Genomic DNA, 12984 nt, shown 5'->3' with positions numbered 1-12984 from the left:
GAAGACAAAATCACTAAAAAAGCATCATTTTATTTTTTAAAAATTCAACCTTTGCTGAAACGGCTCTGATTAAGGCTGTCATGCAAAGGTCTCAGTTTAAAACAAAGAGTTTTCAAAGTTATCTGGGCAAAGTCCATCAACTGATCAACCAATGTGTTGACGTTATTACTGATAATAACTTTTGTCGTGCCCATTTTGAGGCATGATGATTTCCACTTCTGCAAAATTGACAACGAATGCGCGCCATCATTCATCACGTCACCACTACATCGAATTGAATGCCAATAAATCGGGCAATTATATCGATAGCCAAAGTCATTCAGAAATCAGGAGTCACCGTTTCATGTGAACTTTATTCATGAACGTTTGCTCTAAGTGTGCGATAGAGCGTATAAATAGGTGACGCGCTGAGGTAACCTCAGCGCAAGCCAAGTGCGGTGTTCGACTAGGACAAAAAAGAATGCCACTATGTGTGGTCCCGAACTGATGTACGTCATGGAAAATGGCGACTCTGATGAGATTGCCGTGGTTGGACGCGATGGCATTGTGGGTATTTCACTCTTTTTGGGGAGAGGTATAACTTCAAGTGTCGCAGTAGTGCAGAACGCCGGTCAAGCCTATTGTCTGTCATCGCACCATTTGGCATTGGAGTTTGACCTTCACTGTGCCATGATGCGCACCCTGTAGCGCATCACCCACGCCATGGTTGCCCAAATGACTTAAGTCGCTGTTTGTAATCTGCATCACCGCTTGGAATACAAGCTCTGTTGCTGGCTTCTTTGCCGAGTCGACTTCGTTCCCGTCGACGTATTGACGATAATGCACGAACTTATCGGGGATATGCTTGGCGTGAGTCGTGAGGGAGTAAGCGGTGAGGCAAGCAAATTGCAGGCCGCTGGTCTAATCCGATACAGCCGCGGCCTCGTAAAGGTGGTTGACCGTGCGGGTTTGGAGAGGTTAGTATCTGAGTGCTTTGGGGTCGTGAAGAAGGAATATGAGAGGCTCTTGCCACGCATTACTCATGACATGCATGAGCCGAAGCATCCACTCAATTCAAATTCTGCTACCGGCATTGAAACTAACGAAATTTAGCCAATTAATTTTGGGCACGGCTAGTCCTACATGCTCAGCGCAGCACTTCACGAAGCAAATTCACACTTTTTAACTTTGGAATTACTACTGCCATGGCACTTATTCAGTTGGTTTACACTAGTTCTTTGGTCAACAATGCGCCAGAGGTGATGGCCGACATACTTCAAACTGCACGGAGCATCAATAAATTACGCAAAATTACCGGAATGCTCCTATGCGCAAATGGCGGCATATTGCAGGTACTTGAGGGTGACGACGCCGACGTAAGTAAGACATATCGGTCCATCGAATTCGACGAGCGTCATGACGACATTTTTCTGCTTTCCAAAGCGGAAGTCGCTGAGCGGCAATTTGCAACTTGGGACATGGGTTTTAGACATCTGACCGAGACAGAAATCAGCAACTCTGCCATTGCTGCGGAAGTTTTTAATGCTAACAGAACTGAAATCGCAAATCGGGTCAAGCCTGGCGCAGCATTGACCATGTTGGTGCTGTTCGGGGAAGGCGTTGAGATGCTTGAATAACGATTGCCGATATGTGACCACGAGCCGTGCGGTCGCTGAAGCCGCTAAGTCACTTAGTCAGGTTTTGTCGCATTAGCGAAACCAAATCGGATTTATAGCAGACGCTTGCATCCATCATCACGCTGGACGGACTTGTCCTGCCAACGGGTGAAACTGATCTGCGAGAGACATCTTCTCAGCACCTTCCATCATCGACTGTACTTTGCGAATCATGTGCATAAGCTCGATGCTGGCCAGGACTTTTTGGGCTGACCAAAAGGATTTGAAATTGAGTAATGGCTTGATCACCCTGGAAGGAACATCGTTGACGAGGGTTGTCAGTGGCAGCAAACATGGAGTAGCTATTAAAAACTACTGTCTTGCGTACTGGCGATTTAATCGATCAAATCATTTTCCTCTCAAACAGAATCATTCTTTCTTACGCCTCTTAGATTGAGAAAAAAGAGACCGAGTTGCAATCCTATCAGTGCGAAAGCGTGATCGTACCAACCCCAAACTATCCAAAATATATTACTTACAGTGAACAACCAAAACCCTAAGTTACGCCTTTTCTTTGATTGGGATGTCACAAGCCAAGCTGCGACTAGCGTTATTGCCGTTGCAGTCCACTGTAAAGTTATCAGAGCTAAATTGAACAACTCAGCTCCTTAGGCAAGCTAATTCGGTGGCGGTAATTAGTATCAAACATGGTACTAAGATTAAATGGTCGGGTGAGAGTCGTTCGAGCAGTGACGTTGAATTCAAATTAAAGTAGGAATGAATTTTGTTGAAAGACCGTATTTTCTTAGCAAAGTCTGCTTCTTCTTAGGCTGATTCCGGCACGCAAAGGCATATAGCGCATTCCTCACTAGTCGAAAAGAGTTCTGGCAATGGCACAGTCATTTGGGTCGAGGACGATCCAGCCCAGCATCCGGCATTAATAAAGTACCCGCTCTTAGTTCGGCGACAGCATTCATGACGGCGCGGGCAACATTGCGAACTTCCTTTTGCATCGCTAGATCACGATCCAGAACTTCGTGGCTTTCGGCATAGGACTCGTAGTAGCCGACAAACCGGTCCAGCCGTGATAATGCGCCTGCATCGACCAATCCCATCCAGTCCAGCCAGTCTGACAATGACCTGCGTACCCCTTCTATACCCGCAACATCGCCATGCACAACCAAACCGTATACGCGGCCAGCCAGATGTTTCGGGTAGGACCATCCTTTGAGCTCTATGTCCTTCGCTTTTTTCGCATTCTTGCCTGAAGTTGTTGTCGGATCCGGATTGCCGCCGTCGGCACAAACCAATCTGTCTATCATCAATTTCAAGACCCCCGGTGTTTGGTACCAATAGACAGGTGTCATGATAATGACAGCATGAGCGGCGACCCATTTTTCATAGATCTCGGCCATCCAGTCATTGGTCTGACGTTGTCCATGGTTAGGGTAGCAACTGCAAGGCCAATGACATAATGGCATCGCGGTGGAGACACAAGCCTTGCAGGGGTAAATATGTTTATCGTAATCAGAAATCAACAGGCTGAGATCCAACTGATCGACTTCTATGCCGCCTGCTTCCAGAATTTCTACCGCAAGCTTCGTCATGCGGTAGGTTTTTGAAATCTCGCCAGGACAACTGCCGTCATTGCGTGCAGAACCGCAGACCAGCAAAACCCTTGATTTGGTAGAAGAATCCTTTTGTGTAGCCTCCGCTGCAATCAATTTGTCTCGCGTCGATTTCCATTCCACCGACAGATCGTAATCAGGCTCAGCAAAGTCCGGTCCAGCCTTTGCCGTGATAGGTGACTTGTTCCCGTTGATGTAATTTTCCCATGCAACCTGTTCAACTTTAGCGATTTCCGTTTGTACGGCTTTGAAAGATGGGTCAAAAAAGGAACGCTGAAATTCGAGATGAAATTCACCTCTTTTTAGCACAGCAGGCGCCTGCCCTTTGCGTGGTTCGATCATGACACTTCAATTGCAGGGAATGGTATTTCAATCGCGTTATTAAGAGCTAATTCATCAAGACTGTCATATTTCTCAGCGCGGGCTTTCATCTTGGGTAAATTCATAGTGACTCCATTTAAGCTAACTGCGACTGCAATGAGTTAATCTTCAAAAAAGTAGGAAATCAGTAGCTCTATTATTCGATTGCAGAACCGATATAGCAACCGAAACGTAGCAATGTTCAGGTTGCAGATTAAAGAAGAAAAATAATTGAAACAGTTCGGTAGGACACATATCAAACCAGTACTTATAAAAATACGGTAATAGTGTTGATAGTGTTGATAGTGTTGATAGTGTTGATAGTGGCCAGGGTCTTGAAATACGCTTGTGTCACTGAAATTATTCCACGTGGGAAATTGGGTCAAAGCCGAAAACAAAATTAGGTAGAAGCAACTCGGTCGATTTCGTCGCATTAAGGAAGCCACGGTAGGCTTGCCCGATGCACACCGATCAAAAGCCGATTAACCAAACGCTGCACCGTGTTTTCAAGCGGCTACCTATACTCGCCGCGAATTACTGCCGTCGTAAGCGCCAGTCTGGCAACAGCCGGCACATGGACAAAAGCTGCATCAACGATCTCGTCGAACAAGACCATCGGACCATAAAACGCCTCACGCGACCGACGCTCGGTTTCAAGACCTTTTACTGCGCTCGAACTGGTTCTGACGCGATAACGCAATGAGGGTTTCTGCCGCATTATTGATCAAATGCCTGAATTTCCATGGAATGGCCCTGTGTCCGTCAAACTGGACGGTCTACTCCTGACACCGCAAACAATTGGTCTGCAAACGACATCGCCGTGCCTTCGATTTCGAACAGGCTCTTTCGGATCATCCGCGTCAATGCGATCTTGGTTTAGCTAGCGGGACAAAACCTCCCATATCCCTAATAAACGAGAAACAGATTAAACTCCTCGCTCGTTCTTGTAGTCTCGTAGAATACAGCTCAGGTCTCCGTTTAACGACATAATCAAGTCCAAGGTTTTTGCTGCAACTCCGGTGGGTCAGTTTTAGACGCAAATCAACAGCCATTCTCAACAGCATTACAAAAATAAACTGTTCACCAACGATGCTCGAACTCCAACATATCTATAAAGTTTTTGACGGTAAGACTGTGCTGCAGGACATAAATCTTAAGGTGCAGAGTGGGACAACGCATGCTCTTATCGGTTCCAGCGGTTCGGGGAAAACCACTCTGCTCCGACTAACATTGGGGTTAATTCCGTTGGATAAGGGCTACGTCAAAATTAACGGACAACCCTTACTGTCGTTTTCGCGTGCCGAATGGGCCGACAAAATTGGCTATATCCCACAAGACGGAGGACTCTTCCCCCATTTGTCTGCGCGAGAAAATGTAGTCATGGTCGCGCGTTTGCGAGGCTGGGAGCGCGCGCGGCTAGCTGCGCGTTTTTCTGAGTTGGTGAGTCTCGTCGACTTGGATGAAACAATTCTGGACCGATTCCCACATGAGCTCAGTGGCGGGCAGCAACAGCGCATCGCCATTATGCGCGCTGCTTTCATGGATCCACCAGTCATGCTGCTTGACGAACCGATGGGCGCACTGGATCCACTGGTTCGACGTGATTTACAGCATGAGTTGAAAACTATCTTCCACTGGCTCAAGAAAACCGTTGTCATCGTCACGCATGATCTCAGTGAGGCTGTATTCTTGGCTGAACGAATTACGTTGCTTTATAAAGGATGCGTAATGCAAACAGGCACTTATGAGGAACTAGTTTGTCAACCTGCAGATCCATTCGTATCGCAATTCATTAGCGCTCACCCAAGCCTTCCAGCCATACAAGGCCGGATATGAGTATCCAAAGGTGTATAACGCTAGTCATTTTGTTATGGTTGATATCAGGGTCACTTAGGGCCGAGCAACCCGTAGTTGTAGGTTCAAAAATATTCACTGAAAGTTACGTCTTAAGTGAGCTTGCCGCACAAACAATTGAGTCTCCCTCAGATCACTCTGTCGACCGTAAATCAGGTATGGGAAGTACGGGGATATTGTTTGCGGCGCTGAAAGCCGGCGCCATTGACGTTTATCCCGATTACACCGGAACGCTGGCCGAAACAATACTCAATAATCCGCGATTAAAATCGACCGATGAAATTCGGCAAGCCCTGGCGCCTCTTGGGCTAACAATTTCAGATTCACTCGGTTTTAACAATACCTATGCGCTAGCCGTCAAAGAGTCCTATGCAAAAAAACATAGGCTGCAAACAATGAGTGATCTGCTTAGCATCAGTTCACAGGCTCGCGTCGCTTTCAGTTACGAATTTATGGAACGTTCAGACGGCTACCAAGAAATGGTTGACCGTTACCACTTTAAATTCGACCCTGAAAAAGTGATTCGCATGGAGCATAGCTTGGTATATGAAGCAATAGATAAAGCTTCTGTTGATGTGATTGAGGTTTACTCGACCGATGCCAACATCAAAAAATATAATCTCCATGTCCTCACTGACGATCTACATTACTTCCCGTCCTACGAAGCAGTATGGGTCGTTACTAACGCCTTTACGGTCCGCCATCCAGACTTGTGGCAACGGCTTTTGCGGCTGAAAGGGACAATCAATGAGGAGGAGATGCGCTCGATGAACGCCGCTGCGGATATCGATAAAGTCAAATTCGCTGACATCGTCTCTCAGTTCCGTGGCAAGAAGGATTTGAGTACGCAAGTTTTTCATAAAACTTCAAACGACAATCTATCCAAGGAAATTTTGCGCCGCACTAGGGAACACGCCTGGCTGGTTGGCGTTTCGCTACTTTTTTCTCTGGTAGTTGGCGTGCCGCTAGGAGTCATGGCGACCCGATTTCGCAAAGCGGGGCATTTAATCCTACTTTCAAGTGCGCTAATCCAAACCATCCCGACTTTAGCACTGCTTTGTTTCTTAATCCCAATCTTCGGTATCGGGCTGTGGCCTGCGCTAGTCGCATTATGTCTCTACAGTTTGTTACCAGTCGTTCTGAACACTCACACTGCGCTGCAAAGTATCGACAAAAAACATATTGAAAATGCGCGTGCGTTTGGTTTAAGTTCGATGCAGATTCTGACCCGCATTGAGTTACCACTGGGTAGCCAGGTGATCATTGCAGGTCTGAAAACGGCTACTATCGTCAGCGTGGGCACCGCAACACTGGCGGCGCTGATCGGCGCCGGAGGATATGGTGCACTGATTATATCGGGACTTTCTCTTAACAACGTTTCCAATATATTGGCAGGGGCGATTCCAGCGGCATTGATGGCGCTTCTCGCACATCTCGTCTTCGGCATTCTCAACGTGATCATCGTACCGCTTGGACTTCGCCGACGATCGGCTAGATCATTTGATTGAATCGCTCATTAGTTATTGGTTAAACATCAATGGTTTGCTAAACTTACCCACAATTTCCGGTTAAAGAAACAGCCGTTCTGCCTCTGGACATTCATTAATCGGCAGGATGGATCAAAATTAAGTCGGCGCCACAATAACAAGTAAGGAATACCAATGTTTACACAAAAATGTTTGTTTCTTGCAATGAGTATATTCATGCTCAGTGCTTGTAATAATGCTTCAAATTCCCCTGCGGCGACATCCACAAACACCGGAGCAGTCGTTGAGCTTCCAGCTACCGTTCTAGGAATATTTACGGGAACTTTGATGGGAACTGCTGATGGAAGCCCACTTGGAACCCCTTGTGCAAGCCAGTTTGCCAACGCTACGGTTGTTAAGCAGGGGGCTGATGTGTCCATTTCTTTTTCTGGCGGAATACCAGTAGCCGATACCAAGTGCCCATCCATTCACAAACTACAATTTGTGGCTGCAAGTGGCAATGGAGAATTTGATTCAAATGCTGGAAATGGAAGTGTGGCCGGCGCTCACTTGGCCTCGTATAAGACGAATTTAAATATCGAAAATATTGACGTAGGCGGGATTAAAATTATTTACACAGGAGTGAAATGCGACGTTGCGCCCGAATCTCCGCTTTGCACTTGTGTGACGAATCCAAATAATCTGATGTGTCAAAATAAATGAAATGATTAATAATTTTAATCCTGCCAGCCTGGGTCGTCCGAGTCGCTGATCGAACCTTTAGACGTTGCTTTCGAGCGGCACCTCAAGCTATGGTTCGATGCCTGAAAATTTAAAGTGCTCGCTGGATTGACTGCAATACAGAACGTACTTGAGAAATATGTTGAGAGACTTTCGAGCCGCTGCCAAATTCCTTTCTATCGTCTGGAAAGCCATTTACCGATAAATTCGTTTGCACATCTAAGGCACTGGCGAATTGCTCAGCAGTTGCGACTGAAAAGTTTTTCAGGTCAACGCTTCGGAGCAATACAAGCGCATAAGCTACTATCCGTGGATACCCTTGGCTTTGAAGCATGGACTAACCGATTGTAAACATAGCCGAACGCACTTTAAGGTAATCGACGAGATGAAATAATTGTTTCATAACAGGAAATCTAACTGACTTTAACCTTAAAAATATTCTCAGTTAGTTCCAATGGTTCTCATTTAATGGTGATGTTCTCAATTAGCCCCAATTTTGTATGGGGAGTACCAATTTCAAAAACTTGATAGCGCCACTGGGTATAAATATCTTTTGGACACCGCCGCTATTTTGGCCTCACCCAGATAATCCAACGTTTTTTGTTTTACCCATTAAAAAATGTTCCTACTTAGCTCCTACTTTTAAATAGAACCCCACTCTGAAGGTTCAATACCGCGTCGTGCGGACGGTTTGGCGGCTCGTATCGATATTTTGTTGTGCTCGGTACCGCACAAAGAAAAATCAGGTGAACCAACTATACTCAAACGCGTACTGGACGCTGGCGCCTTTCCGCAAGCTGACTAGTCAATCGTTCTCCAATTGCGTTCAGTGGCATCGACCTGGATGCCCGAGCGCAGGTGCACACTTTACTCTGGCGAAAATTCATCATGGAACTCCAATGGAATTAATCAAGCATCTGCTTACACGCGAGCCGTTACTGGCTCTGTTCGCGACGATTGCACTCGGCTATCTGGTTGGCAAAATCAAGGTTGGGCGTTTTGTTCTGGGAGGCATTGCAGGAACTCTGCTGGTGGGTGTTGTCATAGGCCAGCTCGGAATTGAGATCAATGGCGGAATAAAGGCGATTTTCTTCGCTCTATTTATTTACGCGGTCGGGTTCCAAGGTGGCCCGCAGTTTTTCCATGCGCTGAACCGACGCTCACTAAATCAACTGGTGTCGGCATTTGTGATGTGCGCGACGGGATTGTTGTGCGTACTGTTCAGTGCCTGGATGTTCGACCTTGATCGCGGTATAGCTGCTGGCCTCGCCGCTGGCGGTCTGACACAGTCGGCCATCATTGGCACCGCTGGTGATGCCATCGCCAAGCTTGGTTTGGCCCCGGCCTTGATCAAGACGATGCAAACGAACGTCGCAGTTGGCTATGCGGTTTGTTATATTTTTGGGTCGCTCGGACCGATCATAATGGTCACCTGGTTCCTGCCGATGGTGATGCGCTGGGATATTCGTCAGGAAGCCATCAAGCTTGCTACTTCAATCTCCGGCGGCCACGCCGAACTCGACCCGGGACAGTTCAATGCAATGCGCACCGTTGCCACTCGAATGTATTTGGTTGCACCCGACAGCGCGGCGGTCAACCAGACTGCCCTGGCGATCGACATCGCGCTATCGGATGCCTCGGTAGAGGCGATTTATCGGTCTGGACAACCGTTGGCGATCGCGGACACCACCGTCGTGCTGGCCGGCGACATGGTGGCGGTTACTGGACTGATTGCCGTCATGGAAGCCGCAGCCGATTACTTCGGCAAGGAAATCAGCGCACCGGCGGACATGTTACTGGTACAGGAGAGTCGTGAAATCATTTTAACCAATCGCGCGCTGAGCGGGCGTGAAGTCGGCGAAATTCACGACCACGTAACGGTGGATACGCGTCACGGCGTATTTTTGACAAGGGTCTTGCGCATGGGCCTAGCGCTTCCGCTGCTTAGCAAGATCATCCTGAAAAGCGGTGATGAATTACACTTCACCGGCAGCCCCGTGGATCTGGACCGAGTGCAAACAAAAATTGGCTACAAGATCAATCCGGCAGCGGTCACTGATTTCATCTTCATGGGATTAGGCATGTTGATCGGCATTCTGATTGGCATGGTGCAGTTCTACATCATGGGTATCCCGATCTCGATCGGGAGTGGCGGTGGATGTTTACTCTCCGGCCTGATGTTCGGCTGGCTTCGCAGTGTCCATCCGGCTGTGTCGGCAATGCCCCTGGGCGCGTCCAACTTCTTGCGCGATTTTGGTCTCGCAGTCTTTGTTGGCATCGTCGGAATCTCGGCAGGACCGCAGGCATTGGTCGCAATCCGGCAGCATGGCTTCACACTACTGTTGCTCGGCGTTGGTGTGACGCTGATACCCCAAGTCGTTACTTTCTTTTTTTCGTGGTACGTCCTGCGCATTCGCAATCCGATCGAAGCGCTCGCCTGTGTCGCCGGAGGACGCAGCGCCAACCCAGCGTTCGCCGCGTTGCTCGAGAAAGCAGGCAATGCAACCCCTGTCGTGTCCTTTACCGTTACTTACGCCGTTGCCAATGTGTTTCTAACCCTTTGGGGTCCAGTCATCGTTGGCATCATCACCAGAAATGCCGCCCCCTAAACTGCGATCGAGTCCTATCATGCCGCAACAAGATTTTCAGCAATTTGCGAACCTCAGCCCGTTTGAACTCAAAGATCAGCTCATCGCCATTGCTTCCTCGGATGCGCAGCGCATGATGCTCAATGCAGGTCGCGGCAATCCGAATTTTCTGGCGACACTGCCGCGCTGGGCATTCCTGAGCTTGGGCGATTTTTCTATGCGCGAAGCCGAGCGGTCATATTCGTATCTTGACAGCGGCTTTGGTGGACTGCCGGAGCGCAGCGGCATCGTGCACCGGTTCGATATCTATGCCACGGCTCATCGCAGCACGGATGGTGTACGCTTTCTGCGTGCAGCGATTTCCTATGTGAAGGATCAGCTCGGACTTGACCAAGAGACGTTTCTGTTTGAGATGGTGGCAGCATTTCTTGGATGTAATTACCCTACCCCGCCGCGTATGCTGGCGCATACGGAAGAAATCGTCAAAGCGTATCTGGCGCAGGAAATGTTCGGCCCGCTCGCCCATCAGGGATCGTTCTCGGTGTTTGCCACTGAGGGCGGCACGGCCGCGATGACGTATATTTTCCAAACATTGCGAGCCAACGGCTTGATCAAGCCGGGTGACAAGATCGCCATCAGCACGCCGATCTTTTCACCTTATTTGGAAATCCCTCGACTAGCCGAATACGGCCTCGAGGTGGTCGATATTCGCATGGACGGACACGCTGACTGGCAGCTGCCGGCCAGTGAAATTGACAAGCTGCGCGATCCAGCAGTAAAGCTGTTTTGTCTCGTCAATCCGAGTAATCCACCCTCGACCAAGTTATCAGATCAGGTTCTCGATCAACTGGCCGCGCTGGTGGCGCAACAACGCCCCGATCTGTTCATTATCACCGATGACGTATACGGGACCTTTGCGGATAACTTTGTGTCGCTGTTTGCTAAGTGCCCACGAAATACACTGTGCGTGTACTCATTCTCAAAGTTCTTTGGCGCAACAGGATGGCGCCTAGGCATCATTGCGCTACATGACGAAAATGTTTTTGACGCGGCACTGGCAGCATTGCCAGAGGCGGGGAAAGTCCTTCTCGACGCACGATACGCTTCACTCACTACCACGCCGCGCACGACTCGTTTCATCGATCGACTGGTCGCTGACAGCCGCGCCGTCGCGCTGAACCATACCGCCGGTCTGTCACTCCCGCAGCAACTGCAAATGGCACTGTTCTCGCTCAATGGACTCATGGACCGAGAACACCGCTACAAGGAGTCGGCCAAACAGTTGCTGCGCAAGCGCTATCAGACCTTGTATCGCAATATGGGTATCGAGGCATTGCGAACGCCCAATGACGTGAACTATTACTCGTTGATCGATCTGCAAGAAATTGGCGGCGCGTTGTATGGGCCCGAATTTGAAGCATGGTTCGTCCGCAGCGATCTTGGTATCAGCTTTCTTTTCCGGCTTGCGCAAGAAACCGGTGTGGTTCTGCTGCCGGGCAATGGATTTGATGTAATTGACACCTCGGCGCGGGTCTCGCTGGCTAACCTAACTGAGATCGAGTACGCGGCAATCGGCAAATTTACGCGCCATGTGCTCGATGAGTGTTATCAGGATTTTAGGGATAGCTTACCAGCACCTGTAACAGACCCTCAGCCCCCGCGCGCAGTGCCATTGCATCCTGGCTAACCGCAGAGTGATGAACCAAACGCTCGTGCGGTCTTGCCCACCTGAAGCAACCTCTAGCGAATCAAGTAGCTCGAAATTTGTGTATGTTAAGTAATCAAGCGCGGGCTAGTGCCAATACTCTGCCTCGGAATCATCCAAATACCCAACCACACTGGCTGAACATATACGCGTCGATGACATCAACAAATCAATAAAAATACTTCAGGCACTTGGCGGGCATGTACTGTTAACGCCGCGGGCCGACAGGCATGGAAGGAATGTTGCAGTGGTCTCCGACACTTCAGGAGCACCGTTTAGATTGGTGGAATGGACTGAAACCGATATTAAAGAGGTCAGCAAATGAAAACCCGAATCTGGCGTTGGATCGTCATCGCTCCAGTAGTTGCTGCGTCAAGCAGCTGTGCTGTTAGCGGCGGATGGTGTGGCTACAATGGTAACTACGGAACCAGCATGGATATTGGTGTTGGCTACTATGAACGGTTCTGTCGCGTTAACTAATGTAAATCAAACTTATTACTGGGATCTCATTCGTTCTCAAACTGAACGGATTTGTGCTGCTAAAGCATAAAACTGATCGGCAAAAGACATCTCTTCTGTGCCACCAAACATCAGCTGGCCTTTGCGAATCATGTGCATTAATTCGATGCCAGTCAGGATGCTTTTCGCCGCGTGAAATGATTTGAAGCCAAGCATTGGTTTTGTTATTCGTTTCACTGCGCGGTGGTCTTGTTCGACGATGTTGTTGAGGTATTTTACCTGACGAATGAGCATCGGTACGTCCATCGCATCATTGATTTCATCGATCGCTGCTTTGTTTGCTCCGCTCTTGTCCATCGTGACTTTTTCCGGAATGCCGTTAGCCTGCATCGCCTTGTCGAAGAAGCGCATGGCCTCTGCCTTTTCACGCTTTGCTGTCAATAGAAAGTCAATTGTCTGACCTTCTTTATCGACTGCGCGATACAGATATTTCGTATGCGTCCGACAGTCCCACCTAGACGATCAGCAAACAACCGATTTTGCCCGCAGCGGCAACAATTCATCAATACGATTATTTTTACAGGTAGG

The 12984-nt window shown here is 48.7% G+C and carries 10 protein-coding genes and 3 pseudogenes; 9 read left to right on the top strand and 4 right to left on the bottom strand.

All coding sequences use genetic code 11. From position 1 onward, the window contains the following. Nucleotides 1-627 precede the first annotated feature (627 nt). On the bottom strand, nt 628-825 hold the full coding sequence (locus AAKU61_RS20505; protein WP_323493133.1) for a hypothetical protein: 198 nt from the start codon (nt 823-825) through the stop codon (nt 628-630). On the opposite strand from AAKU61_RS20505, the gene AAKU61_RS20500 reads away from it, so the two are divergent. Both AAKU61_RS20500 and AAKU61_RS20495 read left to right on the top strand, forming a co-directional pair. Continuing rightward, nucleotides 820-1092, top strand: a complete 273-nt coding sequence (locus AAKU61_RS20500; RefSeq protein ID WP_354335272.1) for a helix-turn-helix domain-containing protein — start codon at nt 820-822, stop codon at nt 1090-1092. The two genes, AAKU61_RS20505 and AAKU61_RS20500, sit on opposite strands and share 6 nt — an antisense overlap. A gap of 92 nt (nt 1093-1184) precedes the next feature. Continuing rightward, entirely contained in the window at nt 1185-1616 is a 432-nt protein-coding gene (locus AAKU61_RS20495; RefSeq protein WP_354335270.1) for a BLUF domain-containing protein, read from the top strand. 117 nt (nt 1617-1733) lie between these two features. On the opposite strand, the pseudogene AAKU61_RS20490 reads toward AAKU61_RS20495, so the two are convergent. After that, nucleotides 1734-1907 (bottom strand): annotated as a pseudogene (locus AAKU61_RS20490) (IS6 family transposase); the annotation flags it as partial. Between the two features lie 587 nt (nt 1908-2494). After that, complete coding sequence (locus tag AAKU61_RS20485; protein WP_354335269.1) at nt 2495-3565, bottom strand: flavodoxin family protein; 1071 nt, start codon at nt 3563-3565, stop codon at nt 2495-2497. Nucleotides 3566-4172: 607 nt separating this feature from the next. Here AAKU61_RS20485 and AAKU61_RS20480 point away from each other — a divergent pair. From AAKU61_RS20480 to AAKU61_RS20450, 7 genes and pseudogenes are all read left to right on the top strand, one after another. Then, nucleotides 4173-4259: pseudogene (locus AAKU61_RS20480) on the top strand (IS6 family transposase); the annotation flags it as partial. A gap of 413 nt (nt 4260-4672) precedes the next feature. Next, a complete protein-coding gene (locus tag AAKU61_RS20475; protein ID WP_354335267.1) occupies nt 4673-5419 on the top strand; it encodes an ATP-binding cassette domain-containing protein in 747 nt (248 codons plus the stop codon). Next, entirely contained in the window at nt 5416-6945 is a 1530-nt protein-coding gene (locus tag AAKU61_RS20470) for a glycine betaine ABC transporter substrate-binding protein (RefSeq protein ID WP_354335265.1), read from the top strand. The genes AAKU61_RS20475 and AAKU61_RS20470 overlap by 4 nt, the downstream gene beginning before the upstream one ends. A 153-nt stretch (nt 6946-7098) precedes the next feature. Next, complete coding sequence (locus AAKU61_RS20465) at nt 7099-7626, top strand: hypothetical protein (RefSeq protein ID WP_354335263.1); 528 nt, start codon at nt 7099-7101, stop codon at nt 7624-7626. Nucleotides 7627-8543: 917 nt separating this feature from the next. Next, the gene (gene aspT / locus AAKU61_RS20460; RefSeq protein WP_354335261.1) at nt 8544-10253 is read left to right on the top strand and encodes an aspartate-alanine antiporter; all 1710 of its coding nucleotides are present in this window, start codon (nt 8544-8546) and stop codon (nt 10251-10253) included. 19 nt (nt 10254-10272) lie between these two features. Then, a complete protein-coding gene (locus AAKU61_RS20455) occupies nt 10273-11919 on the top strand; it encodes a bifunctional aspartate transaminase/aspartate 4-decarboxylase (protein ID WP_354335259.1) in 1647 nt (548 codons plus the stop codon). Between the two features lie 339 nt (nt 11920-12258). Continuing rightward, entirely contained in the window at nt 12259-12417 is a 159-nt protein-coding gene (locus AAKU61_RS20450; protein WP_323493026.1) for a hypothetical protein, read from the top strand. A 36-nt stretch (nt 12418-12453) separates the two neighbouring features. Here the strand turns inward: AAKU61_RS20450 and AAKU61_RS20445 are convergent. Then, nucleotides 12454-12888 (bottom strand): annotated as a pseudogene (locus tag AAKU61_RS20445) (IS6 family transposase); the annotation flags it as partial. Between the last annotated feature and the right edge of the window lie 96 nt (nt 12889-12984).

This window comes from Undibacterium sp. GrIS 1.2 (genome assembly GCF_040544435.1).
GTDB lineage: Bacteria > Pseudomonadota > Gammaproteobacteria > Burkholderiales > Burkholderiaceae_D > Undibacterium.
The sequence above is the reverse complement of the archived record's forward strand: the minus strand, read 5'-3'. Positions and strand labels throughout refer to the sequence as shown.

Excerpts from the sequence above, each read along its gene's own strand:
- AAKU61_RS20500 (WP_354335272.1), top strand. The coding sequence starts at position 820 with ATGCACGAACTTATCGGGGATATGCTTGGCGTGAGTCGTGAGGGAGTA.
- AAKU61_RS20495 (WP_354335270.1), top strand. The coding sequence starts at position 1,185 with ATGGCACTTATTCAGTTGGTTTACACTAGTTCTTTGGTCAACAATGCG.
- AAKU61_RS20485 (WP_354335269.1), bottom strand. The coding sequence starts at position 3,565 with ATGATCGAACCACGCAAAGGGCAGGCGCCTGCTGTGCTAAAAAGAGGT.
- AAKU61_RS20475 (WP_354335267.1), top strand. The coding sequence starts at position 4,673 with ATGCTCGAACTCCAACATATCTATAAAGTTTTTGACGGTAAGACTGTG.
- AAKU61_RS20470 (WP_354335265.1), top strand. The coding sequence starts at position 5,416 with ATGAGTATCCAAAGGTGTATAACGCTAGTCATTTTGTTATGGTTGATA.
- AAKU61_RS20465 (WP_354335263.1), top strand. The coding sequence starts at position 7,099 with ATGTTTACACAAAAATGTTTGTTTCTTGCAATGAGTATATTCATGCTC.
- aspT (WP_354335261.1), top strand. The coding sequence starts at position 8,544 with ATGGAATTAATCAAGCATCTGCTTACACGCGAGCCGTTACTGGCTCTG.
- AAKU61_RS20455 (WP_354335259.1), top strand. The coding sequence starts at position 10,273 with ATGCCGCAACAAGATTTTCAGCAATTTGCGAACCTCAGCCCGTTTGAA.
- AAKU61_RS20450 (WP_323493026.1), top strand. The coding sequence starts at position 12,259 with ATGAAAACCCGAATCTGGCGTTGGATCGTCATCGCTCCAGTAGTTGCT.